A 26,148-nucleotide genomic window follows, 5' to 3' on the forward strand; every position below is an offset into this window, starting at 1 on the left:
TTCGTTCTGTGCGTTGAATGTGAGCACACTCGACTCAACTTCGTCGAGAAGCACTCTATTCCCGGTCATCCCGACCGGGCGCGGCGGCATCGATTCCCGTCCCGATCACCACGTCGAGGAGCAGTTCCAGAGCCGCCTGCACCGCGGCCGCGCGGATCGCGGATCGATCTCCCCCGAAGCTGAACGCCCGGCTGGTCGCGCGCTCCGCCACACTCACCCCGACGTGCACCGTACCGACCGGCTTGCCGCCCTGCGGCGTGGGCCCGGCGACACCGGTCGTCGAGACGCCCACGTCCGCTGCGCGCCCATCCACCGCCAATGCGGTGCGGACGCCTGCCGCCATCTGCTGAGCCACCTCCGGATCCACGGGACCGTGTGCGGCGAGCAGGAGCGGATCCACTCCCAGCACGGAGGACTTGATCGGCGTGGCGTAGGCGACGACCGCGCCGTTGAGCGCGTCCGATGCTCCCGGGGTCGCCACGAGCGCCGCGGACAGAGCCCCGCCGGTGAGCGACTCGGCGACGGCCAGCGTCATCCCGCGCTCACGCAGCGCATCGAGCACGGCGGCCGCGGCGCGACCCGTCGCATCGGACATCAGGACACCGAGCCCCGGTCCGTGCGGGATCCGCGCACCTGCGCCACAACGTAGTCGATGCCGCTCAGGATCGTCAGGATGAGCGCGATCACCATCAGCACGGTGGTCGTGATCGACCACGCCGGCAGTCCGATCCAGACATGCAGCGGCAGCAGCGCCCAGGACAGCGCGACGGCCTGCACCGTCGTCTTGATCTTGCCCATCCATGCGGCGGCGACGACGTGCTCCTTGACGATCATGAAGCGGTGCACGGTGATGCCCCACTCCCGCACCAGGATGACGAGCACCAGCCACCACCACACCTCGCCGAGGATCGCGAGTCCGATGAAGCCCGCTCCGGTGAGCAGCTTGTCGGCGATCGGATCCCAGAGCTTGCCGAAATCGCTGACCAGGTCGTATCTGCGGGCGAGGTAGCCGTCCACCCAGTCGGTCGAGATCGCCAGGATGAACAGCCCCGCCGCGACCCACCTCAGCACGGGCTGCGTGATTCCATTCGTCCCGCCGAGCAGCAGGAGCACGAAGAAGACGACGGCGAGAGGGATGCGCGCGACGGTGATCGCGTTCGGCAGCTGCCGCGGGATCGCCATCAGTCGCGCCCCGTCAGACCCCAGGCGTCCTCATCGGTCTCCGCCTCGACCTCAGGAAGCCCGCGGTACTGCGCCTCGAGCGGATCCTCGCCGTAGCGGTCATCGGAGCCGTAGGACACCGCGGGCTCCGGAGCGGCGGGACGCGGCGGCACCCCAGCCGCAGGCATGGGCGCGGCGGCGGTCGGAGCCGCGTGCGCGGAGGGCGGATCCTCGCCGCGCAGCTTGGCCAGCACCCCGGGCAGCTGCTCGGTGGTGACCAGGACGTCACGGGCTTTGGACCCCTCGGAAGGGCCGACGATCTCACGGGATTCGAGCAGGTCCATGAGCCGCCCCGCCTTGGCGAAGCCGACGCGCAGCTTGCGCTGCAGCATCGACGTCGAGCCGAACTGCGAGGAGACGATGAGCTCGGCCGCGGCGAGGAGAAGTTCGAGGTCGTCGCCGATGTCCTCATCGACCTCCTTCTTCTTGCCCTCGACGGCCTCGGCCACGTCGGGCCGGTACTCCGGACGGGCCTGGCTCGTGACGTGCTTGACGACCGCGTCGATCTCGCTCTCGTCGACCCAGGCGCCCTGCAGACGGAAGGGCTTGGAGGAGCCCATCGGCGAGAACAGCGCGTCGCCCTGACCGATCAGCTTGTCGGCACCGGGGCTGTCCAGGATCACGCGGCTGTCGGTGACGCTGGTCACGGCGAACGCGAGGCGCGACGGCACGTTGGCCTTGATGAGGCCGGTGACGACGTCGACGCTCGGACGCTGGGTCGCGAGCACCAGGTGAATGCCGCTCGCGCGGGCGAGCTGGGTGATGCGGACGATCGAGTCCTCCACATCACGCGGTGCGACCATCATCAGATCCGCGAGCTCGTCGACCACGACCAGCAGGTACGGGTAAGGCTTGAGCACGCGCTCGCTGCCCGGGGGCACCACCACCTCGCCCGCGCGCACGGCACGGTTGAAGTCATCGATGTGGCGGAAGCCGAACGACGCGAGGTCGTCGTACCGCATGTCCATCTCCTTCACGACCCACTGCAGCGCCTCTGCGGCCTTCTTGGGGTTCGTGATGATGGGCGTGATGAGGTGCGGGACGCCGGCGTAGCTGGTGAGCTCCACACGCTTCGGATCGATCAGGACCATGCGCACGTCGGCCGGGCGGGCGCGCATGAGCAGGCTCGTGATCATCGAGTTGATGAAGCTCGACTTTCCGGATCCGGTGGATCCGGCCACGAGCAGATGCGGCATCTTGGCGAGGTTGGCGACGACGATGCTGCCGCCCACGTCCTTGCCGACGCCGATCGTCATCGGATGCGTGCTCTTCTGCGCGGCCGGCGACCGCAGCACGTCTCCGAGCGCCACCATCTCCTTGTCGGCGTTCGGGATCTCGATGCCGATCGCACTCTTGCCGGGGATGGGCGAGAGGATCCGCACGTCATTCGACGCGACCGCGTAGGCGAAGTTGTTGCTCAGCTGCAGGATCTTCTCGACCTTGACGCCGTGTCCTACCTCGATCTCGTACTGGGTCACTGTCGGACCGCGCGAGAAGCCGGTGACCTTCGCGTCCACGTTGAACTGGCTGAGCACGTTGGTGAGCTGCTCGATGACGCGATCCGTGGCCTCGGAGCGCAGCACCGGCGGCGGGCCCGCCTTGAGCGCGCCGGGCGAGGGCAGGATGTACGGGGCCACCGGAGCCTGCGGGCCGTCCTTGCCGGGACCATCGGTGCCGAAGCCATCGAATCCGGCCAGTTCCAGCTCGCCGGTGTCGCCGTCGTCGAGCAATGCGGTGCTCTGCTGCTCCGCCAGGGAGTCCGCGACGGCGCGCACGTCGGTCAGCACCTCGGTGGCCGCGTCGTAGGGATCGTCGTCCTTGATGACAGCCTGATCGTAGGCAGGCGTCGCCACGACGGTGGGGGTGTCGTCCTGCGCGGTGAGCAGCTCGGTGAGGTCCTGCGAGCCGAGCCCGCCATCGGGGTCCTCTTCGCGGCCCGTCTTGTTCCGCCGCCACCAGGGCAGCACGTCCGGGTCGTCGACCTTGTCCGCCTCGTCGACCGCCGCAGCGTCATCGGCGGGGGCGCTCTTCGAGGGGCGCTCGGCGTCGAACATCCACGCGTACAGGTCGCCCAGGCGCTGCCCGATGCGGTTCGGCGGCGTCTTCGTGAGGATCAGCACGCTGAGCGCCGCCAGCAGCGACAGCACGATGTACGCCGGGATCGAGGTCAGGTAGCTGAGCGGCTGGCCCAGCAGCCAGCCGAACAGACCTCCAGCGGCGCTGAGCGCGACCATGCCCTGTCTCGGCTGCGGCATGCCGCCGGCGACATGGCAGAACCCCGCCAGGGTGATCACGAACAGCCCGAAGCCGATCCCGATCCGTCCGTTGTCGTGCACGGAGGAGGGATGACGGAACAGCCAGCCGGCCAGGAGGAGCAGCAGCACCGGCATGATGAACGCGGCGCGGCCGATCAGGGCGCCCACGGAGTAGGCGCTGATATTGGTCGCGACCGTGTTGCCGATGAAGAACCACTCGTTCACGGCGCCGGCGACCGCGAGCAGCACGAGCAGGAACGGGAAGCCGTCGCGACGCTGGTCCTTCTCCAGCGTCTCCAGGCCGAAGGCGCGGAAGAGCCCGCCGACGCCGTGCGCGAGGCCCGTCCAGGCGCGCACCATCACGGGCGGCTTGTCGGGCTCGTCGACATACTTCCTCGGGGCGGGCGCGGCCTTGGGCTGACTGCGCGGCTTCGCCCCGGACGTGGAGCGACTGCGCGGCGAGGGCTTCTCCGCCGCGCTCTTGGTCGCATTCGAACTCCTGGGCATGCGTCCACGCTACGGCCGCAGACCGACATCGGCCCGCAATGACGCGGCTTTCCGCGGGATTGCGGCCTCATTCAGGCGCAGGATGCGGGTCGGTCACGCCTCGATGACGAGCGGCACGATCATCGGGCGACGACGCAGCTTCTGGTTGACCCAGCGGCCGATCGTGCGGCGCACGATCTGCGAGAGCGCGTGGCTGTCGCGCACGCCGTTGCCGGCCGCCTCCTTGAGCGCGGCGACGATCTTCGGCGCGACATCCTCGAACACCGAGTCGTCCTCCGCCACGCCGCGCGCGTGGATCTCCGGCCCCGAGATGATGCGCCCGGTGGTGGAGTCGACCACGACGATGACGGACACGAAGCCCTCCTCGCCGAGGATGCGCCGGTCCTTCAGATCCGCGTCGGTGATCTCGCCCACCGTGGAGCCGTCGACGTACACGAAACCGATGTCGAGCTGCCCCGCGACGCGCGCGACGCCGTCCTTCAGGTCGATCACGGTGCCGTTGGAGCCGACGATCGTGCGCTCCGCGTCGATGCCGGTGTCCTGCGCGAGCTTCGCGTTCGCGATCAGGTGCCGGTACTCGCCGTGCACGGGCAGCACGTTCTTCGGCTTGAGGATGTTGTAGCAGTAGATCAGCTCGCCCGCCGCCGCGTGGCCCGAGACGTGCACGCGGGCATTGGCCTTGTGCACGACGTTCGCGCCGAGCTTGGTCAGCCCGTCGATCACGCGATAGACGGCGTTCTCGTTCCCGGGGATGAGGCTCGAGGCGAGGATCACCGTGTCGCCGGGGCCCGGCTCGATCGCGTGGTCGAGGTTCGCCATGCGGCTGAGCACGGCCATCGGCTCGCCCTGGGATCCGGTCGACATGTAGACGATCTGATCGTCGGGAAGGTCGCGCGCCTTCTTGTAGTCGATGAGCACGCCGTCCGGCACCTTGAGGTAGCCCAACTGCTCCGCGATGGTCATGTTGCGGACCATCGAGCGCCCGAGGAACGCGACCCGGCGGCCGTTCGCGTGCGCGGCGTCGATGACCTGCTGCACGCGGTGCACGTGGCTGGAGAAGCTCGCGACGATGACGCGGCGCGGCGCCTTGCCGATCACCTGGTCGAGCACCGGCCCGATGGAGCGCTCGGTCGGCGTGAACCCGGGCACGTCGGCGTTGGTCGAGTCGACGAGGAACAGGTCCACACCCTCCTCGCCCAGGCGCGAGAACGCACGCAGGTCGGTGATGCGCCCGTCCAGAGGCAACTGGTCCATCTTGAAGTCGCCGGTGGCGAGCACCATGCCTGCGGGCGTGCGGATCGCCACCGCCAGGGCGTCGGGGATGGAGTGGTTGACCGCGACGAACTCGAGGTCGAACGGGCCGACCTTCTCGTGCTGGCCCTCCTTCACCGTGAGGGTGAAGGGCCGGATCCGGTGCTCCTTGAGCTTTGCCTCGACGAGCGCCAGGGTGAGTCCGGAGCCGATCAGCGGGATGTCGCCCTTGAGCCGCAGCAGATACGGCACGGCGCCGATGTGGTCCTCATGCCCGTGCGTGAGCACCACACCGACGATGTCGTCGAGGCGGTCCTTGATGGGCTCGAAGTCGGGCAGGATCAGGTCGACGCCGGGCTGGTGCTCTTCGGGAAACAGCACGCCGCAGTCGACGACGAGGAGCTTGCCGTCGTACTCGAAGACGGTCATGTTGCGGCCGATCTCCCCCAGCCCGCCCAGGGGCGTGACGCGGAGGGTGCCGGGGGCGAGAGCTTCGGGCTCGGCGAGGGGAATGGTCATGTGATGCCTCCTAGGCGGGGCGCGCTGCGCGCCCGATGTTCGTGATTCCCCTGCCGGGTCGGAGCGGATCCTCCCGCGCCTTTCGCGCGGATCCGTCCCGCTCCGGTCCGATGCCCATCGGTCATGACCTCATCGGGTCGTGCCGTGCACCTTGGGGAGGGCGCCGCCGGCGGCGGCATTGCGGTCGGGGCGGAAGTCGGAGAAGTCCGCACCCGGGATGTCCTTGACGAGAGCGAGCTCGTCCTCGATGAGGGCGGCCTCCCACTCCTCCGGCCCCACCAGGGGCAGGCGGACGCGGGGGCTCGTGATGCGGCCGAGGCCGTGCAGGATGTACTTCGCCGACACGGTGCCGGGCACGTGCGTCATGGCGGCCCGGACGAGCGGCTCCAGGCGCTTGTGCTCGGCAGTAGCCGCGGCGAGGTCGCCCCGGTTCACCGCGTCGACGATCGCCCGATACGGCGCCGAGGTGATGTTCGCCGTGACGCCGATGAGGCCGGTGGCACCGATCGAGAGGTGCGGGAGCACGTTCGAGTCGTCGCCGGAGAAGTACATGAGGTCGGTCTGGTTGAGCACGCGGCTGACCTCGGAGAAGTCGCCCTTGGCGTCCTTCACGGCGAGGATGTTGGGGTGCTTGGCGAGGCGCAGGATCGTCTCGTACTTGATCGGCACGCCGGTGCGGCCGGGGATGTCGTAGAGGATCACCGGGAGGTCGGTGGCGTCGGCGACCAGGCGGAAATGCGTGAGGATACCCGCCTGCGTGGGCTTGTTGTAGTACGGCGTGACGATCATGATGCCGTCGGCGCCGAGCTTCTCGCTGGCCTTGTACAGCTCGATCGCGTGCGCGGTCTCGTTGGATCCGCCACCCGTGATGATCTTGGCCCGGCCTCCGGATACGTCCTTGCCGACCTCGACGAGACGCAGCTTCTCGGCGTCGGTGAGCGTCGAGGTCTCTCCGGTCGTGCCGGTGACGACGATGCCGTCGGCACCGTCGCTGATGACGCGGTCGATGTGCTTCTCGGTCGAGGCCCAATCGACCTCGCCGTCGGCCGTCATCGGGGTGATGAGGGCGACGAGCACCTGTCCGAAGGGATTGCCCGTATGCGTCATGCGTCCAGCGTAATGGTTCGGGCGAGGCTCACGCTGTCGCGGAGACGCGGATGACGTCGCCCCTGGCCAGATCGACGCCGGGCTTGAGCAGCAGGCCGGCCATGGTCCCCTCCGGCGCCTCGGTCGCCTTCTTGCGGAACATCTCGATGCCCGTGATCGTACTGACGCCGACCTCGGCCGCGCCCCGGCGCACCGCCACCCGGTCGCCGACGCGCATCGTGCCCGTCGTGGTCTTGCCCGTGGCGACCTGGCCGCGTCCGGTGATCGTGAAGACGTCCTCGACGACGAACTCCGCGGCGCCCACGCCGCTCGTGGAGCGTTGCGCGGCCGAGGCGATGCCCGTGCCCGGCGCGATCCCGGCGGCGGCCAGACGCTCCGCCTCCTGAGCGTTGTACTGCCGGAGCATGTCGTTCGCGTCCAGCGGATCCTTCTTCTTCCCGAACCAGCCCATGACTTCGAGCCTACGGGGACGGCCGTTAGGCTCGCGCTCATGGCCTGGCACACGCGGGAATCGCGCATCGTCTACGACAACCGCTGGATCTCGGTGCGCGAGGATCAGGTCTCCGGCCCCGCCGGTGACGGGATCTACGGCGTGGTGGCCCTGAAGAACCCGGCGGTGTTCGTCGTGGCTCTCGACGAGGAGGAGCGGGTGTGCCTGGTCACGATCGACCGGTACACGACAGGGCGTTCGGTCGAGGTGCCGGCGGGAGGCACGGACGGGGAGGATCCGCTCGTCGCCGCACGACGCGAGCTGCGCGAGGAGACCGGGCTCGAGGCGCAGGAGTGGACGCCGATCGGCACGATGAACGCACTCAACGGCGTGACCGTGGCGCCCGAGCATGTGTTCCTCGCCCGGGACCTGCGCCAGGCCGTCGACAGTGCGCACACGCAGGCAGAGGAAGGCATCGACGACGTCGCGTGGGTGCCGTTCGCCGAGGCGCTGGCGATGATCACCGACGGGCGGATCACCGACGGCGAGACCGTCGCCGCGCTCGCCTATGCCGGCATCCGGCTGGGTCGGTTCGCCTGAGCCTGCCCCAGCTCACATCCGGCCGCGACGGGCGATGCGCGTGGTGAGCGAGCGCGGGACCAGCCTCGAGCCCGCGATCATCGCCTTGTAACGCAACGAAGGGATCACCACCGACCTGCCACGGGCCGCGGCACGAAGGCCCTGGCGCGCGACATAAGGCGCGTCCAGCCACATGAATGACGGCACGCCCTCCTCGCCGGCGGCGAGGCCCATCCGGGCATGGAAAGTGGTGTGCACGAATCCGGGGCAGAGCGCGGTCACGGTGACGCCGTCGCTGGCGTATTCGTCGTTCGCCCAGCGGCTGAACCCGATGATCCACGCCTTGCACGCGGAGTAGGTCGACCGCGAGATGAAGCCCGCGGACGAGGCGACGTTGATGATCCGCCCACCGCGACCGCGCATCACCCCGAGCGCGGCATGCATGAGCCGCATCGGAGCCTCGACCAGCACCCGGAGATGGCGCACCTCGTCGGCGACGTCGTTGTCGGCGAAGTGCAGCGGCAGCCCGAACCCGGCGTTGTTCACGAGCACGTCGATGGGGCGTCCGGCATCCGCGATCCGTCGCGCGACGCGGTCGACGTCCTGCTCCACCGCAAGGTCGGCGACGAGCACCTCGACCGTGACGCCGTGCCGTGCACCCAGCTCCGCGGCGAGCGCCTGCAGCGCGTCCTCCGAACGGGCGACCAGCACCAGGTCCGCACCGCGGTCCGCGAGCTGGCGGGCGAACTCCGCGCCGATTCCGGCGCTGGCGCCGGTGATGAGGGCGGTGGGCATGCGGATCCTCCTGTCGGGAGCGGGCGATGCGGTCAGCGCTGGTAGCCGAGGAAGCGGAAGCGGATCCCGGTCCTGCTGGTCTGCCACTCCCCCTCGGAGACCAGGCGGAAGCCCTTGCGCGAAGGGGCGAAAGCGTCTCCGGGCACGTCCAGATCGAGCTCGGTCACCTCCAGACGATCGGCCTCGCCGACCACCTCGCGGAAGATCTCGCCACCGCCGATCACCCAGGTCTCCTCGAGTCCGGCGAGCGCGTCGGCGATCGACGCCGCGCGGCGGGCGCCGTCGGCGGCCCAGTCGGCCTGCCGGGTGATCACGATGTTCTCGCGGCCGGGCAACGGGCGGAACCGCTCCGGCAACGACTCCCAGGTGCGGCGCCCCATGACGACAGGCGCACCCAGGGTGATCTCCTTGAAGTGCGCGAGGTCCTCAGGAACGTGCCACGGCATCGCGCCGCCGGCCCCGATCACTCCGCCATGCGCCTCGGCCCAGATCAGTCCGATTCGAGTCATACCGCGACCGCCGCGCGGATAGCGGGGTGGTGCTGATAGTCCTCGACCACGAAGTCCTCGTATGCGTAGTCGAAGATCGACTCCGGCTTCCGCGTGATCCGCAGGGTCGGGTACGGATACGGCTCGCGGGTGAGCTGCTCCTGCACCTGCGCGACGTGGTTGTCGTAGATGTGGCAGTCTCCACCGGTCCACACGAAGTCGCCCGGCTCGAGGCCGGTCTGCTGCGCGACCATGAGCGTGAGCAGCGCGTACGAGGCGATGTTGAAGGGCACCCCGAGGAACAGGTCGGCGCTGCGCTGGTAGAGCTGGCAGGACAGTTTCCCGTCCGCCACGTAGAACTGGAACAGCGCATGGCAGGGCGCGAGCGCCATGTCGGGGATGTCGGCCGGGTTCCACGCCGACACGATGATGCGGCGGGAGTCCGGGGAGTTCCGGATCTGGTCGATCACCTGCTGCAGCTGGTCGATGTGCCCGCCGTCCGGCGTCGGCCAGGAGCGCCACTGCACGCCGTAGACCGGACCGAGATCGCCGTCGGCGTCGGCCCACTCGTCCCAGATGGTGACGCCGTTCTCCTGCAGCCAGCGCACGTTCGAGTCGCCGCGGAGGAACCACAGCAGCTCGTACGCGATCGACTTGAAGTGCACGCGCTTGGTGGTGATGAGCGGGAAGCCCTGCGACAGGTCGAAGCGGATCTGCCGGCCGAACACGCTCGTCGTGCCCGTGCCGGTGCGATCGTCTTTGTGCGTGCCGCTGGCCAGCACGTCGCGGAGCAGGTCTTCGTACGGCGTGGGGATCGCGGCGCTCATGGTTTTCAGCGTACCGGCGGCGGCGGACAGCCGGGCCGTCCGACGGGCTCCGGGAGCCGGGGCGCTGACTTGAACCGTCATATCCGACCCCAGCGCCTTTCCCGGACGTAGCCTCGGACCATGTCCCTGCCGATCGCGCTCGTCGTGGTCGCCGCTCTGCTCGCGGCGACCGTGCTCGCCGGCGTTCTGCTGCGCGGGCGGGACGGCCGCGCGGTGACCGTGCGCGGCGACCGGCACGTGGATCCCGCCGATCTCATGCGCCCCCTGGGCGCGCACGCGACACTGGTGCAGTTCAGCACCGAGTTCTGCGCGCGCTGCCCGCAGGTGCGGCGCATGCTCGGATCCGTCGCCGCCGAACGCGAGGGCGTCGTGCACGCCGAGGTGGACCTCACCTCCCGCTCCGACCTCGCCACGCGCTACAAGGTGCTGTCCACCCCGACGACCTTCATCGTCGATCCGGAGGGCCGGATCCGATCCCGCTTCACCGGCGTGCCCACTCGGGCCGCCGTGCTCTCGGCGCTCGACGGCGCCGACGACCTCCAGGAGGCCTCCGCATGACCGCTCCCGCCGGCATCGACCCGCGCGGTCCGCGCTTCGCCGCGTGGATCACGTCCGCCCTGCTGCTCATCGCGACACTGCTCGGGCTCACCAGCCCGCCGTTCAACCTGCCCGCGTTCCTGCTCACGCTCGTGATCGCGTTCCTCTTCCTCTGGGGTGTGCTCTCACCGCGCACGCAGCCGTGGAGCGCGCTCTTCCGCAGCGTGGTGCGTCCCCGCCTGGCACCGCCGGCGGAGCTGGAGGATCCGCGTCCGCCTCGATTCGCCCAGGGCGTGGGCCTGTTCGTGGTCACGGTCGGCCTGATCCTGCACCTGCTCGGCGTGCCGTGGGCGCTGCCGATCGCCACCGCGATGGCGTTCGTCGCCGCCTTCCTGAACGCCGCGTTCGGACTGTGCCTCGGCTGCCAGCTCTATCTGCTGCTGCAGCGCGCCGGGATCCTGGGCCGCACGCCGAGACTTCCCTGAAAAGGGAGGTTCCGCTGCGGGCCGATCGATAGGCTGGCACCTCACCCACCCCGATCGGAGGATCCCCATGTCCGTCACCAGCGAAGCCGCAGCCACGTGGACCGGAAGTCTCATCGAGGGTGAGGGATCCGTCTCCTTCTCCTCCTCGCACCTGGGCACGTTCCCCATCAACTGGAAGGCGCGCTCGGAGGGCTCCGACACGACGACCACTCCCGAGGAGCTCATCGCCGCCGCGCACTCGTCCTGCTTCAGCATGGCGCTCTCCCACGCCCTGGCAGGCAACGGCACCCCCGCCGAGCGCGTGAACGCCACCGCGTCGGTGACCTTCAAGCCCGGCGTCGGCATCACCGGCAGCCACCTCAACGTGAACGCCTCGGTGCCCGGCCTCGACGCGGAGACCTTCCAGCGCCTCGCGCAGGAGGCCAAGGTCGGCTGCCCCGTCTCCGCGGCGCTTTCCGGCATCGAGATCACCCTCGAGGCGACCCTGGCCTGAGGCTCGCCGTCCCGCCGAGCGGCCGCGTCCCCCGGGGGATGCGGCCGTTCGCATATCGGGCCCCGGGCGTGCCGGAGCTACTTGGCCAGGCGGATCGCCGCGCGGATCGCGGCGCGGGCATCCTTGCGGTGCCCCGCCGCATCGTGCACCACGCCGAGCCGGTATTGTGCGCGCCAGTCCCCCGGCTCCTCGGCAGCCGCCGAGCCGTACTCTGCGAGCAGGCGGTCGGCGTCGTCGGGAAGGAGTCGTCCGTTCGAGCGCAGGTGCTCCGGCGCCTCGGGCATCCCGCCCTCGCCGTCCAGCGTGCGGCCGAGCCGATCGGCGGCAAGGCCGAACTGCAGCTCGCGCACCAGGGCCCAGGCCCCGATCAACGGCATGACGAGCAGAGCGACGCCCATGGTGATTCCGAGAGCCTGGCCGGACCCCAGCAGCACCACCGCACGCCAGCCGACGAGCGCGATGTACAGCACGAGAAGCGCGGCCATGACCACGACGCCGATCCGGGATCCCATCCCTCCATCCTAAGTCGACGGGCCGTCCCGGCCGACGGCTGCGGCCCTCGCCCTCCCGCGCGCGGTCCGCATCGGCGCGCGCCGCAGGACCGTGCCGGAAAGCCGACGACAGCGCCGCGACAGCGCTCCGAAAGCGCTGCCGCCGATGCTCGGAGCATGACGAATCCCACCACCGACTGGGCCCTCGAGGCCGACGGACTCGTGAAGGTGTTCGGAGCGAACCGCGCGGTCGACGGCGTCGACCTGCAGGTGCGCACCGGCGCCGTCTACGGTGTCCTCGGCCCCAACGGCGCCGGCAAGACGACCACCATCAACATGCTCGCGACGCTGCTGCGTCCGGACGGCGGCACCGGCCGCGTGTTCGGGCACGACGTCGTACGCGAGCCGCACATCGTGCGACAGCTCATCGGTGTGACCGGGCAGTTCGCCTCGGTCGACGAGACGCTGTCCGCCACCGAGAATCTCATGATCTTCGCCCGGCTGCTCGGGCTGAGCCGCACCGCCGCGAGGGCCAAGTCCGCCGATCTGCTCGAGCGCTTCGGTCTGACCGAGGCGGCGAAGCGACCGCTGAAGAACTTCTCGGGCGGCATGCGACGCCGACTCGACCTCGCCGCATCCCTCCTCGCGCAGCCGCCGCTGATCTTCCTCGATGAGCCCACCACCGGTCTCGATCCCCGCACGCGCGGACAGATGTGGGACACGATCCGCGAGCTCGTCAGCACCGGATCCACGGTGCTGCTCACCACCCAGTACCTCGACGAGGCCGATCAGCTCGCCGACCGGATCGCCGTGATCGACCGCGGGAAGGTCGTCGCCGAGGGCACCCCCGACGATCTCAAGGCCTCGGTCGGCACCTCGTCGCTGCAGCTGCGCGTCCGGGATGCTGCCGACACCGACGACGCCCTGCGCGCGATCGAGCAGACCCTCGGCGTCCGCGGCGTCCTCTCCCCTGAAGCGTCCCGGATCACCGCCCCGATGGCGGATCCCGACCGCATCGCCGATCTGCTCATCACGTTCCGCGAGGCCGGCATCGGCCTCACCGAGATGAGCGTCCAGAAGCCCACGCTCGACGAGGTGTTCCTCACGATCACCGGCCACACGGCCGACGAGGCGCCTGCCGCCGATCCCGTCTCCGCACCGTTCCAGGAGGTCCGCGCATGACCACCCTCGCCCCCACCGCCGGCCGTATCGTCCCCGCAGCCGAGCGCCGGCTGAGCCCGCGCGCGAGCCTGTCCCTGACCCTGCGCAACACCCTCACCATGGCCGCCCGCGGTCTGATCAAGATCCGGCGGACGCCGGAGCAGCTGTTCGACGTGACCGTGCAGCCGATCCTGTTCACCCTGATGTTCACGTACATCTTCGGCGGCGCGATCTCCGGCAACGTCTCGAACTACCTCCCGGTGATCATCCCCGGGATCCTCGTGCAGACCGTGATCACCACGTCGGTCGTGACGGGAGTCCAATTGCGCGAGGACATGGACAAGGGCGTGTTCGACCGGTTCCGCTCCCTGCCCATCGCGCGCATCGCGCCCCTCTCCGGAGCGCTGCTGGCGGACACGGTCCGCTACGGCATCGCCACGGTCCTGACGTTCGTGATGGGCTTCCTGATGGGCTACCGTCCTGCCGGCGGGGTCGGCGCCGTGATCGCGGCGGCCGTGCTCGTGATCGTGTGCGCCTGGGCGATCAGTTGGATCTTCGCCTTCGCCGGCGTCATCGCCCGCACCGCGTCGAGCGTCCAGGGGATCTCGATGATCATCCTGTTCCCGCTCACGTTCCTCTCCAACGCGTTCGTGCCGGTGGACACCATGCCGGGCTGGCTGCAGTGGTTCGTGAACATCAACCCGGTCTCCCACCTGGTCACCGCGGTGCGCAACCTCGCCGACAGCGGCACGGTGGGCGTCGATCTGTGGATGTCGCTGCTCGGCGCCGCCGTGATCGTGGCCGTGTTCGCCCCGCTCACCGTCAAGGCGTACATGCGCAAGGCCTGATCCCGGGTCCGGCACGACGGGGCGTCCTCCGAAGAGGACGTCCCGTCGTCGTGCTCAGCGCCCGCGCAGCAGGGCGAACGCCCGATCGACGCGGCCGGAGAGCGACAGCTCCGTGGCCGCATGGCGCGCGGCCACGACGGTGGCCGGCCCGCAGATCCGCGTCGCCTCGGCGAAATGCCCGTCCAGGCGCAGGGTCGGCAGATCCTGCCGCGCGCCGAGCGCCTCGGCGACGCCCAGCGCCTCGACCGCGCGATCGCGCAACGCCGGATCCTGCAGCGCCCACGCCGCCCATCCGACCAGCACGGTGCCGAGCACGGGGCTGTCGGTGAGCTCCGGACGCATCCGCCAGCCGGCGATCATCCGGCCGCGCATCCGGCGGACCCATCGCGCGAGGTCGGCGGGGTCGGCGCCCGGCACCCGGGAACGCGCGCTGACGTAGCCCGCGATCGCCATGAGAAACCACGGCGAGCGCCGCTGCGAGGGCGAGGAGAAGTGCGCGAGCCCCCGTGCGAAGGCGTCGAAGGCCTCGCTCTGCTCGCCCGCCTGCAGGTGGACCGCACCGAGCCCGTACCAGCCGATGGACGCCAGCTCGAGCCCGTCCTGGCTGAGCTCGCGGCTGGCCACGAGACTGCGGAACAGCGCATCCGATTCCTCGATCCGGCCGAGTGCCAGCAACGCCGCGCCGCGCACCCACTTCTGCTGCCGCAGCGCGTCGACCGCATCGAACTCCGCGAAGATCGCCGCCGCGCGGTCGAGCCACATCAGCGCCTCCGCCGGGCGTGCGGACTGACTCGCCAGTTGCGCGGCTGCATCCGCGGCGGTGGCCGCCGCCCAGCGCTCACCGCTGTCGTTCGCGAGACTACACGCCGCCTGCGCCGCGATCAGCGCCTCGTCGGGATCGCCCTGGTTCTCCGAGAAGTGCGCCAACAGCATCTCGGCCATCAGCCGGGTGCGGCGATCGTCGGATGACCGCATCGCCTTCAGCTGCTCCTCGACGTGCTGCTGATCCCGCGACGCGGTCATCACGACGACGAGCGCTCGCCACGCCGCGCTGATCGCACCACCCGCTCTGCGCTCCCAGAGGCGCAGCAGCGCGAGCGCGCGCAGGGCCCGCCGGTCATCCATCGCCAGGCTGCCGAGCGTGGCCATGACGAGCGCGATCACGACGATGTCGCAATCGAGCTCCTCGTCGTTCCGTCCTGCGCTCCACAGCCGTTGCGCGGCCTCGATCACCACGACCCGGAACGCGAAGACCTCGCTGAACGCCCCGCGCATGAACCAGCTGGGTCCGATGAGGGCGAACAGTCGCAGCGCCTCCTGTTCCCGATCCTCGCCGAACAGCCGGTGCAGCACGAACACGAGATTGTCATGCTCCTGGCCGATGTCGCCGTGCGCTTCGGCCGTGACGCCGCTGGGGAAGATCGCACCGGAGGTGAGCCGTTCACCCACGAACGCCGCCGCCCACCGTGTCACCGCGGTCCACGCGGCGTCCTCCTCGCCGGCATCGGCGAGCCGGGCGAGCCCGAACTCGCGCACGGTCTCCAGCATCCGGAAGCGCACCCGTGCACCGCTCTCGGTCACGACCAGCAGCGACTGCGCGGCGAGGCGGTCCAGCACGTCGTCGGCAGGTGCGCCGAGGATCGCGGTCGCGGTGTGCGCCGAGAAGCCGCCGGGCAGGAACGACAGCGTCGCGAGCGCCCGCTGCGCCTCGGCATCGAGCAGATCCCAACTCCAGCCGATCACGGCCTCGAGGGTGCGATGCCGCTCCGGAGCAGCGCGGTCTCCCGAAGTCAGCAGGGCGAACCGGTCCGCCAGGCGGTCCTCGATCTCGGCGAGCGACATGGTGCGCACTCGTGCGGCTGCGAGCTCGATCGCGAGCGGCAATCCGTCCAGATGCGCGCACAGCCGCGCCACGGCGTCGGCATCGAGCATGACGCCCGGTCGGACCGCCTCGGCCCGTTCGGCGAACAGCCGCACCGCCGGAGCGTCCGGATCCGCCGCGATCCCGAGCGGATCCAGGACGAGGATCCGCTCCGCACCGATCGCCAGCGGGGTGCGGCTCGTGGTCAGCACTCGCAGCGCAGGCACCGCCTGCAGCAGGTCCGCCGTCCATGCCGCGACGCCGTCGATGACCTGCTCGCAGTTGTCCAGCACGAGAAGGGCGGGCCGCTCGTTCAGGACGGCCACGATCCTGGCCCGCAGGTCGGGACGCACGTGGGTCTCGGACAGTCGAGCACCCGGCGCCGCCTCGCTGATGCCGAGGGCCGCGGCGATCGCGATCGGAACGCCGGCGTCGTCGCGGACGCCGGCGAGCGGGACCACAGCGACCACGTCGACGCGCGATCCGGCGGCGAGTGCGTGCGCGAGCCGCGTCTTGCCGAGCCCGCCAGGGCCGACGATCGTCACGGCGCGGGCGATGGCGAGCAGCGCGCCCGCCTGGCGCATCGCGTCCTCGCGGCCGATGAGCTCGTTGGGCGCGGCCTGTACGCCGATACGCACGCGTGGCCCACTGTCCTGGTCACGCAGCAGCTGCGCGTTGAGCTCGGTGACGGCGGGTCCCGGCGATGCACCCAGGTGCTCGGCCAGTGCGGCGCGCAGCCGGGCGAACACCGCAAGGGCCTCCGCCACACGATCGTCGGCCGCGAGCGCCGACATCAGCTCCGCCTGAGCCGTCTCGTCGAACGGACGTGCGGCCGCGAGCTCCGACAGGATCGCAACCGCCTCATGGGAGCGCCCCGCGCTCACGAGGGACGCCGCCAGGTCGCGCTGCAGCGCATCGCGCAGCTCGGCGGACTCGGCCGCGAGATCTTCCGCGATCGGCGCGTCGCCCAGGTCGACGCCCGGTTTGCCGCGCCACAGTCCGATCGCCTCTCCCAGCAGCCGGATGCGGTCGGGATCGCCGTCGCCGAGCGTCTCCGCCTCGGCACGCAACCGGCGTGCGGTGTGCAGGTCGGTGTCGTCGGTGCCGAGCGCATAGCCTCCCGGCGCACTCGCGATGGCGTCGGAGCCGGCCAGCGCCCTGGCCCGTGAGACGAGGGTCTGCAGCGCCGCCTTCGGATTCTGCGGCTGGTCGTCGCCCCAGACCTCGGCCGCCAGCGCAGGCACGGAGCGGGTGGTGCCGGTGCCGGCGAGCACGAGCGCCGCCAGCAGCGCGCGCATGGGCGTTCCGCCGGCGTCGCGATCCGCGATCCGCACCGGGCCGAGCACGCCGATGCGCGCGGTCATGCCCGCGGCCGGATCCCCAGATCGATCACGTTCTCCAGGCCGACGACCACACCGCGCAGGTCGCGCGCATAGGGCAGGGCGAGGCGGATCCCCGGCGCGTACGCCGCGGCGGACTGCACGGTGTCGTGCACGATCGACAGCGACTCGCCGGGGCCGGAGAGGATGACCTCCTGCTTCGCGATCACACCCGGGCGTCGCAGCGAGTGCACGGGCACGCTCGCCACCTGCTGCCCGCGGGCGCGCTGGTCGACGTGCGGCGCGTCCACAGGGCCCTGCTCGGCCCGTGCGGCCGCGATGAGCTCGGCGGTGCGCACGGCCGTGCCGCTGGGCGAGTCGATCTTGGTGTGCTGGTGCGCTTCGATGATCTCCACGGATCCGAAGAACGGCGCGGCGAGAGCGGCCAGGGCCGTGCCGAGCACGGATCCCATCGAGAAGTTGGGCACGAACAGCGCCCCGGTGCGGGCGTCATCGATGGCCGGACGGACCTGGGCGATGCGATCTGCGGACCATCCGGACGTCGCGACGAGGAGGTTGATGCCCCGATCCGTCGCGGCGCGCACGATCTCGACGCTGGAGGCCGGGGTGGTCGCGTCGACCACGAGGTCCGCGCCGTCGAGCTCGTCCATGGCGCTGTTCGACCCGAGCACCGCGCCGAGTTCGAACCCGTCGAGGTGCGAGATCACATCGCCGATGATGGTGCCGAGCTTGCCGGAGGCGCCCACCAGGGCCACGCGCGTCGTCATGTCCACAGTCTATTCAGCGCTTCCGACGCGGATCCCGCCGGTCGTCACGCGTCCGACGCGGATCCTCGGGGTCGTCATGGTTTCGGAGGCGGCAGGTCTCCGAGCCCCTCGACGCGTCCGGGGCGCCCGACCTGCGGCATCGATTACCGTCGGATCATGCCCACGTTCCGCATCGCCTCCCCCGAGGACGACGACGCCCACGCCGTGCTCGTCGACTACTTCACCCTGCGCGCGGCGGAGTTCCCCGGCGGCACCTACTCCCCCGCATTTCCGACGGCGGCGGCGTTCCAGGCCCCGGACGGCGTCTTCCTCCTGCTCGAAGACGAAGACGCGATCGTCGGCTGCGGCGGAATCCGCCGCGTCTCGATGCCCGAGGGCGAGACCGACGTGTTCGAGATCAAGCACGTGTTCCTGCGCCCGGAGACCCGGGGCCGCGGCTGGGGCCGGCTGCTGCTGGACGAGTTGGAGCACCGCGCCCGCGGATTCGGCGCCCGCGCGCTCGTGCTCGACACGCACCACACGCTCGAGGCGGCGGGGCACCTGTACCGCAACAGCGGCTTCGCCGAGATCCCGCGCTACAACGACAATCCGAACGCGACCCGGTGGTACCGCAAGGATCTGGAGCAGGCATGAGGCTGTGGTCGGTGCACCCGCGCCACTACGATCGGCAGGCGCTGACGGCGTGCTGGCGCGAAGGCCTGCTCGCCCAGGCGGTGATCGCGGATCCGACCCGCCGCGGCTATGCGCACCACCCGCAGCTCCAGCGTTTCCGGGAGACGAGGGATTCCCTCGCCGCGATCGGCGACTACCTCGCGGCGATCGTCGACGAAGCCGACGCCCGCGGATATCGGTTCGCGCGCGAGAAGATCCTCAAGACCGGTCCGGTCGAGCGCATCCCGGTCGCCCGTGGTCAGCTCGAGTACGAATGGGGGCATCTGCTCCGCAAGCTCGAGGGGCGCACCCCGGAGCTCTGGGAGCGGTGGCGCACGACCTCGCTGCCGGATCCGCATCCGCTGTTCGCGGTCGTCGAGGGCCCGATCGCGGACTGGGAGCGCGTCGGCTGAACGCCCTTCGGCTCCGACCACGGTCCCGGCGCTGCACGGCGGATCCGAGCAGCCTTCAGACCAGGAGCGGATCCGGCAGACCGGTGCGCAGCTCCATGGGGAGGTGGCTCAGGTCGTTGTGCGCGACCAGGCTCCACGGGCGGCCCTGCTTCTGCGAGATGACGGTGAGGCCGCAGTTGGCCTGGTTCAGCGTCATCCAGCGCCACTCCGGGGCTTCCAGCACTTCGCGCACGAACCAGCTGATGACGAAGTTGTGCGTGATGAGAACCTCGTGCACGTCTCCGGGCTTGCGCACCAGGAACTCGTTCACGGCGTCGCCCATCTGCGCCCGACCGGCTTCGATCTCCGCGTCGGTGATGGATCCGAAGAAAGGCTCGAAGACGGCCGGAGTCTCCTCCGTCATGCCGGTGGGCACGCAGTCGAACAGCAGCGCCGACGGCTCCGCTTCGACCGAGGGGATCCGCTCCGAGATCGCACGGGCCGTCTCGGCGGCGCGCAGCAGCGGAGAATGCCAGATCGCGTCCAGCGGGAGGCCGGACAGGCGGTCGGCGATGTGCTCGGCCTGACGACGTCCGCGCGGTGAGAGGGGTCCGTCGGCCAGACCGTGCTCGGCGTCCTGATGCTCGCCGTGCCGGACCAGATAGATGTAATGCGTCACAACCGCTCGCCTCGTCGCCGGCTCCGTGGCCGGGGTGCTTCCAGCCTATGTCACAGATCGGACACGGCCACCCACCAGGCCGGGTCAGCTCGCCGCGCGGGTGAGCTCGGCCAGCTGCGCACGGCCGAGGGCCACGCCCGCGCCCTGCATCAGCTCGTCGACCTGCTCGGTGGCGAAGGCATTCACGATGGGCGCCGTGATCGTGCGCTGGGCGAGCAGCCAGGCGATCGCAACGGCGGCGACCGGAACCTGCAGCTCCGAGGCGGCGATGTCGAGCGCCCGCAGCACCTTGATGCCGCGACGGTTGATGTTGCCGCGCAGCTGCATGCCGCGCACCCCCTGCAGCGACTGCTTGGTGCGGTGCCGACCGGAGAGGAACCCGTGCTCGAGGGCGTGCGACGGTGTGACGGCCAACCCTTGCGCCGCGGCGACGAGGCGGAGATCGCCTTCGAACCCCGCCCGGCGCATCAGGTTGTACGGCACGTCCAGCACTTCGATGCGCGGATAGCCCGCGGAGGACAGGATCCGTGCTTCGACGAGACGCTCGGCGGTGAAGCCGAAGGCGCCGAGCGCCCGCACCTTGCCGGCCTCGACGAGCCATTCGGCCGTGGCCAGCGTGTCTTCGAGGGCGCTGCCGTCGTCGATCGTGCCGTCGAGGTAGAGCACATCGATGCGCTCGACTCCGAGGCGGGTCAGCGACGCTTCCACAGCGCGCACCAGGTTCACCGGTCCGATGCCCGGGTTGTCGGGGTGACCGCCGACGCGCACGCTCAGGACGATGTCGTCGCGGTTGCTCCGCGTGGCGAGCCACCGGCCGATGATGTGCTCGCTGCGTCCTGCGGCGAAGCTGTCGGCCGTGTGCACGGCGTTGCCGCCGAACTCGGCGTAGCGATCGAGGATGTGCAGCGCGGTGTCGGCATCGGTGTTCCAGCCGAACTCGGCGCCGCCGAGGATGAGCGGGAAGGAACGGATGCCGGTCTCCGCGAGGGGAACGCGCAGGGAGGTTCCGATGCCGGGTCCGACCACCGGGATCGGCGCGGACGGGTGCGGCGTGACGACCGCGGGCGCGCTGGTGACCGCAGGTGCGGCGCTGCCGAGTGCGGACCCGTTTCCGGATCCGACGCTGAAGAGACGCATGCGATCACCCCCGTGTCTGCTGCGTTGATTTCTGAGACGCACCCCCCGGTGCGTCCCTTAGAGAGTAAAGGAGGCCTCGGACGCTTCCGTTCATTGAGACGGCCAGGAGGAGAACAATGCGTAACGGTTCGGTCACGAAAACCACGGAAGGCCCGTCGTGTCCTCCTTTCGGCGGACACGACGGGCCTTCCGGCGGAGGATCAGACCTCGGCGACCTCAGCAGCGGGCTCGGCCGCCTCTGCCGGAGCCTCGTCGATCACGGGCTCGAGCGAGAGCTTGCCGCGGTCGTCGATCTTCGTGATCTTCACGAGGATCTTCTGGCCGACGGAGAGCACGTCGTCGACGTTCTCCACGCGCTTGCCACCGGCGAGCTTGCGCACCTCGGTGACGTGCAGCAGGCCGTCCTTGCCCGGGAGCAGGGAGACGAACGCGCCGAAGGTCGCGATCTTCACGACCGTGCCCAGGAACTGCTCTCCGACCTCAGGGTTGGTGGGGTTGGCGATCGCGTTGACCTGCGCACGGGCCGCCTCGGCCGAGGGGCCGTCGGTCGCGCCGATGTAGACGGTGCCGTCCTCCTCGATGGAGATCTGCGCGCCGGTCTCGTCCTGGATCGCGTTGATCGTCTTGCCCTTCGGGCCGATCAGCTCGCCGATCTTGTCGACCGGGATCTGCACGCTGATCACGCGCGGCGCGGTCGGCGCCATCTCGTCGGGGCTGTCGATCGCGGCGTTCAGCACGTTGAGGATCGTGAGGCGCGCCTCCTTGGCCTGGGTCAGCGCGCCGGCGAGCACCTCGGAGGGGATGCCGTCGAGCTTCGTGTCCAGCTGGATCGCCGTGACGAACTCGCTCGTTCCGGCGACCTTGAAGTCCATGTCGCCCAGCGCGTCCTCGGCGCCGAGGATGTCGGTGAGCGCCGCGTAGCGGGTCTCACCGTCGACCTGGTCGGACACGAGGCCCATCGCGATGCCGGCGACCGGCGCGCGCAGCGGCACACCCGCGTTCAGCAGCGACAGCGTGGAGGCGCAGACGGAGCCCATCGAGGTGGATCCGTTGGAGCTGAGCGCCTCGGACACCTGACGGATCGCGTACGGGAACTCCTCGCGGGTCGGCAGCACCGGCACGAGCGCGCGCTCGGCGAGGAAGCCGTGCCCGATCTCGCGACGCTTCGGCGAACCCACGCGGCCGGTCTCACCGGTCGAGTAGGGCGGGAAGTTGTAGTGGTGCATGTAGCGCTTGCTCGTCGTCGGGGACAGCGAGTCGATCTGCTGCTCCATCTTGAGCATGTTCAGCGTGGTGACGCCCAGGATCTGGGTCTCGCCGCGCTGGAAGATCGCGGAGCCGTGCACGCGCGGGATGACCTGCACCTCGGCGTCGAGCGGACGGATGTCCGCCAGACCGCGACCGTCGATGCGCACGCCCTCGGTGAGGATGCGGCCGCGCACGATCTTCTTCGTGACCGACTTGTAGGCGGCGGAGAACTCGCTGAGCGCGACCTCGGGCTGCTCGCCCGCCTCGACGGCGGCGACGAGCTCGCCCTTGACACGGTCCTTGATCGCGTCGTCGGCGTTCTGGCGCTCCTGCTTGTCGGCGATCTGGTAGACGTCGACGAGCTCGGCGTAGGCGCGCTCGGCCACGAAGTCGTACGTGCCCTCGCTGTACGGCAGGAAGACCGGGTACACACCCGGCTCCTTCGACGCCGTGGCGGCAAGCTGGGCCTGTGCCTCGACGAGCTGCTTCAGGAACGGCTTGGCAGCTTCGAGGCCCTGCGCGACGATGTCCTCGCTGGGCTTGGTGGCGCCGGCCTTGATCAGGTTCCAGCTGCCCTCGGTGGCCTCGGCCTCGACCATCATGATCGCGACGTCTTCGGTGCCGTCACCCTTGGTGACGACGCGGCCGGCGACGACGAGATCGAAGACGGCCTGCTCGACCTGCTCGGCGTTCGGGAACGCGACCCACTGGTCGGCGTGCTCACCGTGGCCGGGGATGAACGCGAGGCGCACACCGGCGACCGGGCCGGAGAACGGCAGACCCGAGATCTGGGTCGACGCGGACGCGGCGTTGATCGCGAGCGCGTCGTAGTACTCGCCGGGCGCGATCGAGAGCACCGTGATGACGATCTGAACCTCGTTGCGCAGGCCGTCGACGAACGACGGACGCAGCGGACGGTCGATCAGACGGCAGACGAGGATCGCCTCGGTGGAGGGACGGCCCTCGCGGCGGAAGAACGAGCCGGGGATCTTGCCGGCAGCGTACGAGCGCTCCTCCACGTCGACGGTCAGCGGGAAGAAGTCGAAGCCCTCACGCGGCGACTTGCCCGCGCTCGTGGCGGAGAGGAGCATCGTCTCCTCGTCCAGGTAAGCGGCGACCGCGCCCTGCGCCTGCTGCGCGAGACGGCCCGTCTCGAAGCGGACGGTGCGGGTGCCGAAGCGGCCGTTGTCGAGAACGGCCTCAGTAGCGGTGATTTCAGGACCTTCCAAGAGGTCTCTCCTTCTTTGTTTAGGCTCGCTCTCCCGTGTGGAGCGCGAGCATGGACGGATGCGCACAGAGGCATCCTGTTCGATCCTATCAGCGCGGCGCGCCTGAGACCGCGCCGTCAGACCTCGCTGGGCTCGCGCACCCCGCGCTCCCGACCGAGGCGGACGTAGTCGTGGTGCTTGGCGCTGCGTCCGTCACCCGCGGCGCGCCCGTGCAGCCGGCGCCAGACCCACGGCAGCGCGTGCCGGCGCCACCACACTCCGGCACCGGTGCGCTCGGTCGCGTGCAGCGCCTCATCGAGCGCGCCGAGCTCGTCGGCCAGCGCCACGCCGAGCGCGACGCCCGCGCGATACGCGAGGAAACGGTGCCCGCGACTGGAGAGGTGCACGAGATCCTCCCCCCAGTTCGGCCGCTCGGCCAGCTGCGGGTGCAGATCCGTGTCGAGCAGGATCGCGCCCTGACGGCGGGCGATGCCGGCCAGTGCCGTGGCCCAGGCGGAGAACCGGCGGGCATAGATGCGTGCCGCCGGGTTTCCGGGCAGGAACGCCGTGACCAGGAGCACATCGGCGCCGGTCTCGCGCAGCTGTCGCACCGTGTCCTCGAGGCGTGCGGCGAGGAGCGGTATCGCGACCCGCTGCTTCACGAGGTCGTTCGCCCCCACCAGGATCGACACGAGGTCGGGGCGCAGCTGCAGGGCACGATGCAGCTGGGTTCCGCATACGTCCTCGACCCGCTTGGAGCGGATGGCGAGGTTCGCGTAGTCCAACGGCTCACGGGCGGCCAGCAGCAGGGCGAGGCGGTCCGCCCACCCGCGCAGCGCACCGTCGGGGCCGGGGTCGCACAGGCCCTCGGTGAGCGAGTCGCCGAGCGCGACATAGCGGCGCCAGTGCTTGCGCTCCCCCGCTGGCGTGGGCTCCGGCCGCACAGCCCGGGGCGCCCGCAGGCCCGCGTCCGCACGGTGCAGCTCCTGCGCCTCGACGAAGTGGCCGAGGAGCTGATCGCACACCGCGCTCCAGCTGCGGCCCTCCACCGCATCTCGGCCGGCCCGGCCGAACGCCTGCCGCTTGCGCGCGTCGCCGGCGAGATCCCGCACCCGATCGCGCAGATCCTGCAGGTCGCCCGGGCGGTACAGCCAGCCGTCGATGCCCTGGCGCACCAGGTCCAGCGGGCCGCCCCGACCGGTCGCGACCACGGGGATCCCGCTCGCGTGCGCCTCCTGAAGGGTCTGCCCGAACGTCTCGCTCTCGCCCGGGTGCACGAAGACGTCGAACGACGCCATCGCCTGAGCGAGCTCCGGGCCGCTGAGGTGGCCGAGGAACACCGCGTGCGGGAGCAGCGTCTCGAGCCGCGCTCGGGAGGGTCCGTCTCCGACGATCACGAGCCGGATTCCCGGCAGATCCGCGAGGACCTGCAGGTCCTCGACCTGTTTCTCCGGCGCCAGCCTGCCCACGTAGCCGACCACGGCCTCAACGCCGGCACGGTGCTCCCATGCCCCGTCTCGCCGCTCCGGGCGGAAGCGCTCCGCATCCACGCCGCGGCCCCAGCGACGCACCCGATCGACTCCGAGCCGGGCGAGCTGATCCTCCGATTCGGACGACGGGGCGAGGGTGAGGGTGGCGCGCCGGTGCAACCTCGCGATGTGGGCCTCGGCGAGCGCCGTCGTGAGCGAGACCCCGTAACGCGCGGCGTACGCGGCGACATCGGTCTGGTACGCCGCGACCGCGGGCACCCCGATCCGCTTCGCGGCGAGCGCCCCGCGCCAGCCGAGGGCGAACGGCGAGGCGAGGTGCACCACGTCGGGCGCGAAGCGCGCCAGCGACACGGACAGCCGATGCGCGCTGGAGGTGCCGACGCGCACGGTGCGGTAGCCCGGCAGCGCCACGGACGGGATGGGCTCGACCCTGGCGTGCCCGATCATGCGCGGCATGCCCTCCGCAGCGGGGGCGTACACCCGGGCCTCGTGCCCGTGGCGCTCGAGGTGGCGGAGGATCTGCAGAACGGATCCGGTCACGCCGTTCATGTGCGGGAGGAAGGACTCGGTCACGATCGCTGCTCTCACGCGATCAGGATCCCGCCCGTTTCCGCCCCGCAGCGCCGGAAACCGGTGCGATCACGGAGTGTTCACCGGATGCACCGCGATCGGTCACCGCGTGTCTGCCGGGGCGCCCCCTGCCCGTCCCGCTTCGTTCTTCCAGGACTACGGGACGCCCCCGGCGCTAGGCTGGCGCCATGAGTACCGACGACACCGCCGCCGCGGACATGAAGCGCAAATTCAAGGAGGCGCTCGAAAAGAAGAACGCCCAGCAGCATCAGGGCGAGGCGCACCTGAACGGCGACTCCGCCGTGCACGCCGCGCACGGGGCGCAGACCAGGCGCGAGTTCCGCCGCAAGAGCGGCTGATCCTGTATCCACCGCGAAGGGCGCGGACGAGGGATCGTCGGCGCCCTTCGTCGTCCGCGCATCCACCGGCAGGGGTGGGAATCCACAGCGAGCGGGGTTAGCGTCGAAGGGTGATCCTTCCCTCCGGCTCCGCCGCACCTGCGCCCGGGCGCAGAGCACGCGCCTCGCGCCCGCTCCTGGCGCTCGTGGCCGGCGTGCTGCTGACGGTGCCGCTCGCGGTGGCCGCACCGGCATATGCCGACGACTACCCCTCGTGGCAGGACGTGCAGAACGCCCAGGGAAACGAACAGGCCACGCAAGATCAGATCACCCGCATCAACGACGCCCTCGCGACCGCTCAGCAGAAGGCCGCCGACGCCTCGACGGCGGCGATGAAGGCGGCCCAGGCGGCGGACGCGGCTCGTGCCGACGCGGACGCTGCCGCGCACCGGGCGGACGAGCTGGGCGTGCAG

25 protein-coding genes and 1 pseudogene are annotated in these 26,148 nt (G+C 70.5%); 10 read left to right on the plus strand and 16 right to left on the minus strand.

From position 1 onward, the window contains the following. Window positions 1-55 precede the first annotated feature (55 nt). From AC1DMN_RS14025 to AC1DMN_RS14050, 6 genes are all read right to left on the minus strand, one after another. A complete protein-coding gene (locus AC1DMN_RS14025; RefSeq protein ID WP_477230650.1) occupies window positions 56-595 on the minus strand; it encodes a CinA family protein in 540 nt (179 codons plus the stop codon). Beyond that, entirely contained in the window at window positions 595-1,182 is a 588-nt protein-coding gene (gene pgsA / locus AC1DMN_RS14030; RefSeq protein ID WP_441976050.1) for a CDP-diacylglycerol--glycerol-3-phosphate 3-phosphatidyltransferase, read from the minus strand. The genes AC1DMN_RS14025 and pgsA overlap by 1 nt, the downstream gene beginning before the upstream one ends. Continuing rightward, window positions 1,182-3,983, minus strand: a complete 2,802-nt coding sequence (locus AC1DMN_RS14035; protein ID WP_477230651.1) for a DNA translocase FtsK — start codon at window positions 3,981-3,983, stop codon at window positions 1,182-1,184. Before AC1DMN_RS14035 ends, pgsA begins: the two co-directional genes overlap by 1 nt. 93 nt (window positions 3,984-4,076) lie before the next feature. Then, window positions 4,077-5,753, minus strand: a complete 1,677-nt coding sequence (locus tag AC1DMN_RS14040) for a ribonuclease J (RefSeq protein WP_441976048.1) — start codon at window positions 5,751-5,753, stop codon at window positions 4,077-4,079. A 129-nt stretch (window positions 5,754-5,882) separates the two neighbouring features. After that, complete coding sequence (gene dapA, locus AC1DMN_RS14045) at window positions 5,883-6,860, minus strand: 4-hydroxy-tetrahydrodipicolinate synthase (RefSeq protein ID WP_440732110.1); 978 nt, start codon at window positions 6,858-6,860, stop codon at window positions 5,883-5,885. A gap of 28 nt (window positions 6,861-6,888) precedes the next feature. Continuing rightward, a complete protein-coding gene (locus AC1DMN_RS14050; RefSeq protein ID WP_440732111.1) occupies window positions 6,889-7,311 on the minus strand; it encodes an EF-Tu/IF-2/RF-3 family GTPase in 423 nt (140 codons plus the stop codon). Window positions 7,312-7,350: 39 nt separating this feature from the next. On the opposite strand from AC1DMN_RS14050, the gene AC1DMN_RS14055 reads away from it, so the two are divergent. Next, a complete protein-coding gene (locus AC1DMN_RS14055) occupies window positions 7,351-7,890 on the plus strand; it encodes an NUDIX domain-containing protein (RefSeq protein ID WP_441976047.1) in 540 nt (179 codons plus the stop codon). Between the two features lie 12 nt (window positions 7,891-7,902). Here AC1DMN_RS14055 and AC1DMN_RS14060 read toward each other — a convergent pair whose 3' ends face one another. Genes AC1DMN_RS14060 through AC1DMN_RS14070 form a run of 3 tightly spaced genes read right to left on the minus strand, consistent with a single transcriptional unit; the run spans window position 7,903 to window position 9,979 of the window. Continuing rightward, window positions 7,903-8,664 carry an SDR family NAD(P)-dependent oxidoreductase gene (locus AC1DMN_RS14060; RefSeq protein ID WP_477230652.1) on the minus strand — a complete coding sequence of 254 codons (762 nt, stop codon included), beginning with the start codon at window positions 8,662-8,664 and terminating at the stop codon, window positions 7,903-7,905. Window positions 8,665-8,696: 32 nt separating this feature from the next. Further along, entirely contained in the window at window positions 8,697-9,173 is a 477-nt protein-coding gene (locus AC1DMN_RS14065; protein WP_440732114.1) for a dihydrofolate reductase, read from the minus strand. Next, the gene (locus AC1DMN_RS14070; protein ID WP_440732115.1) at window positions 9,170-9,979 is read right to left on the minus strand and encodes a thymidylate synthase; all 810 of its coding nucleotides are present in this window, start codon (window positions 9,977-9,979) and stop codon (window positions 9,170-9,172) included. Before AC1DMN_RS14070 ends, AC1DMN_RS14065 begins: the two co-directional genes overlap by 4 nt. A gap of 120 nt (window positions 9,980-10,099) precedes the next feature. Here AC1DMN_RS14070 and AC1DMN_RS14075 point away from each other — a divergent pair, with 120 nt between their 5' ends. From AC1DMN_RS14075 to AC1DMN_RS14085, 3 genes are all read left to right on the plus strand, one after another. Next, window positions 10,100-10,537, plus strand: a complete 438-nt coding sequence (locus tag AC1DMN_RS14075; RefSeq protein WP_441976044.1) for a TlpA family protein disulfide reductase — start codon at window positions 10,100-10,102, stop codon at window positions 10,535-10,537. Beyond that, on the plus strand, window positions 10,534-11,001 hold the full coding sequence (locus AC1DMN_RS14080; protein ID WP_477230653.1) for a DUF4395 domain-containing protein: 468 nt from the start codon (window positions 10,534-10,536) through the stop codon (window positions 10,999-11,001). The genes AC1DMN_RS14075 and AC1DMN_RS14080 overlap by 4 nt, the downstream gene beginning before the upstream one ends. 67 nt (window positions 11,002-11,068) lie before the next feature. Beyond that, window positions 11,069-11,494 (plus strand): OsmC family peroxiredoxin, encoded by a 426-nt coding sequence (locus AC1DMN_RS14085; RefSeq protein ID WP_477230654.1) that lies wholly within the window; start codon window positions 11,069-11,071, stop codon window positions 11,492-11,494. Window positions 11,495-11,571: 77 nt separating this feature from the next. On the opposite strand, the gene AC1DMN_RS14090 is transcribed toward AC1DMN_RS14085, so the two are convergent. Next, the gene (locus tag AC1DMN_RS14090; protein ID WP_440732119.1) at window positions 11,572-12,006 is read right to left on the minus strand and encodes a hypothetical protein; all 435 of its coding nucleotides are present in this window, start codon (window positions 12,004-12,006) and stop codon (window positions 11,572-11,574) included. Window positions 12,007-12,162: 156 nt separating this feature from the next. Between AC1DMN_RS14090 and AC1DMN_RS14095 the strand changes: the two genes are divergently transcribed. Together AC1DMN_RS14095 and AC1DMN_RS14100 are read left to right on the plus strand one after the other, a co-directional pair. Continuing rightward, window positions 12,163-13,167 (plus strand): ATP-binding cassette domain-containing protein, encoded by a 1,005-nt coding sequence (locus tag AC1DMN_RS14095; protein ID WP_441976042.1) that lies wholly within the window; start codon window positions 12,163-12,165, stop codon window positions 13,165-13,167. Further along, window positions 13,164-13,994 carry an ABC transporter permease gene (locus tag AC1DMN_RS14100; RefSeq protein WP_440732121.1) on the plus strand — a complete coding sequence of 277 codons (831 nt, stop codon included), beginning with the start codon at window positions 13,164-13,166 and terminating at the stop codon, window positions 13,992-13,994. The genes AC1DMN_RS14095 and AC1DMN_RS14100 overlap by 4 nt, the downstream gene beginning before the upstream one ends. Before the next feature lie 54 nt (window positions 13,995-14,048). On the opposite strand, the gene AC1DMN_RS14105 is transcribed toward AC1DMN_RS14100, so the two are convergent. Both AC1DMN_RS14105 and dapB read right to left on the minus strand, forming a co-directional pair. After that, window positions 14,049-17,219, minus strand: coding sequence for an ATP-binding protein (locus AC1DMN_RS14105; RefSeq protein ID WP_477230655.1), 3,171 nt, complete (start codon window positions 17,217-17,219; stop codon window positions 14,049-14,051). Beyond that, a complete protein-coding gene (gene dapB / locus AC1DMN_RS14110) occupies window positions 17,216-17,962 on the minus strand; it encodes a 4-hydroxy-tetrahydrodipicolinate reductase (RefSeq protein ID WP_477230656.1) in 747 nt (248 codons plus the stop codon). Before dapB ends, AC1DMN_RS14105 begins: the two co-directional genes overlap by 4 nt. A gap of 156 nt (window positions 17,963-18,118) precedes the next feature. Here dapB and AC1DMN_RS14115 point away from each other — a divergent pair, with 156 nt between their 5' ends. Further along, window positions 18,119-18,595: a GNAT family N-acetyltransferase gene (locus AC1DMN_RS14115; protein WP_441976038.1), complete on the plus strand. Its 477-nt coding sequence runs from the start codon at window positions 18,119-18,121 to the stop codon at window positions 18,593-18,595. Continuing rightward, window positions 18,592-19,026 carry a pyrimidine dimer DNA glycosylase/endonuclease V gene (locus AC1DMN_RS14120; RefSeq protein WP_440732125.1) on the plus strand — a complete coding sequence of 145 codons (435 nt, stop codon included), beginning with the start codon at window positions 18,592-18,594 and terminating at the stop codon, window positions 19,024-19,026. The genes AC1DMN_RS14115 and AC1DMN_RS14120 overlap by 4 nt, the downstream gene beginning before the upstream one ends. 55 nt (window positions 19,027-19,081) lie before the next feature. Here the strand turns inward: AC1DMN_RS14120 and AC1DMN_RS14125 are convergent, their stop codons facing one another. From AC1DMN_RS14125 to AC1DMN_RS14140, 4 genes are all read right to left on the minus strand, one after another. Further along, window positions 19,082-19,684 (minus strand): histidine phosphatase family protein, encoded by a 603-nt coding sequence (locus AC1DMN_RS14125; protein ID WP_440732126.1) that lies wholly within the window; start codon window positions 19,682-19,684, stop codon window positions 19,082-19,084. 84 nt (window positions 19,685-19,768) lie between these two features. Beyond that, window positions 19,769-20,821, minus strand: coding sequence for an aldo/keto reductase (locus AC1DMN_RS14130; RefSeq protein WP_477230657.1), 1,053 nt, complete (start codon window positions 20,819-20,821; stop codon window positions 19,769-19,771). A 200-nt stretch (window positions 20,822-21,021) separates the two neighbouring features. Next, a complete protein-coding gene (locus AC1DMN_RS14135; protein ID WP_440732128.1) occupies window positions 21,022-23,298 on the minus strand; it encodes a polyribonucleotide nucleotidyltransferase in 2,277 nt (758 codons plus the stop codon). A gap of 116 nt (window positions 23,299-23,414) precedes the next feature. Then, complete coding sequence (locus AC1DMN_RS14140) at window positions 23,415-25,355, minus strand: GDSL-type esterase/lipase family protein (RefSeq protein ID WP_477384435.1); 1,941 nt, start codon at window positions 25,353-25,355, stop codon at window positions 23,415-23,417. Between the two features lie 170 nt (window positions 25,356-25,525). On the opposite strand from AC1DMN_RS14140, the gene AC1DMN_RS14145 reads away from it, so the two are divergent. Both AC1DMN_RS14145 and AC1DMN_RS14150 read left to right on the plus strand, forming a co-directional pair. Further along, window positions 25,526-25,696, plus strand: coding sequence for a DUF5302 domain-containing protein (locus AC1DMN_RS14145; RefSeq protein WP_440732130.1), 171 nt, complete (start codon window positions 25,526-25,528; stop codon window positions 25,694-25,696). A gap of 110 nt (window positions 25,697-25,806) precedes the next feature. Then, window positions 25,807-26,148, plus strand: a pseudogene (locus AC1DMN_RS14150) (peptidoglycan DD-metalloendopeptidase family protein); the annotation flags it as partial.

It is taken from the genome of Microbacterium sp. 01T413_2 (assembly GCF_056398985.1).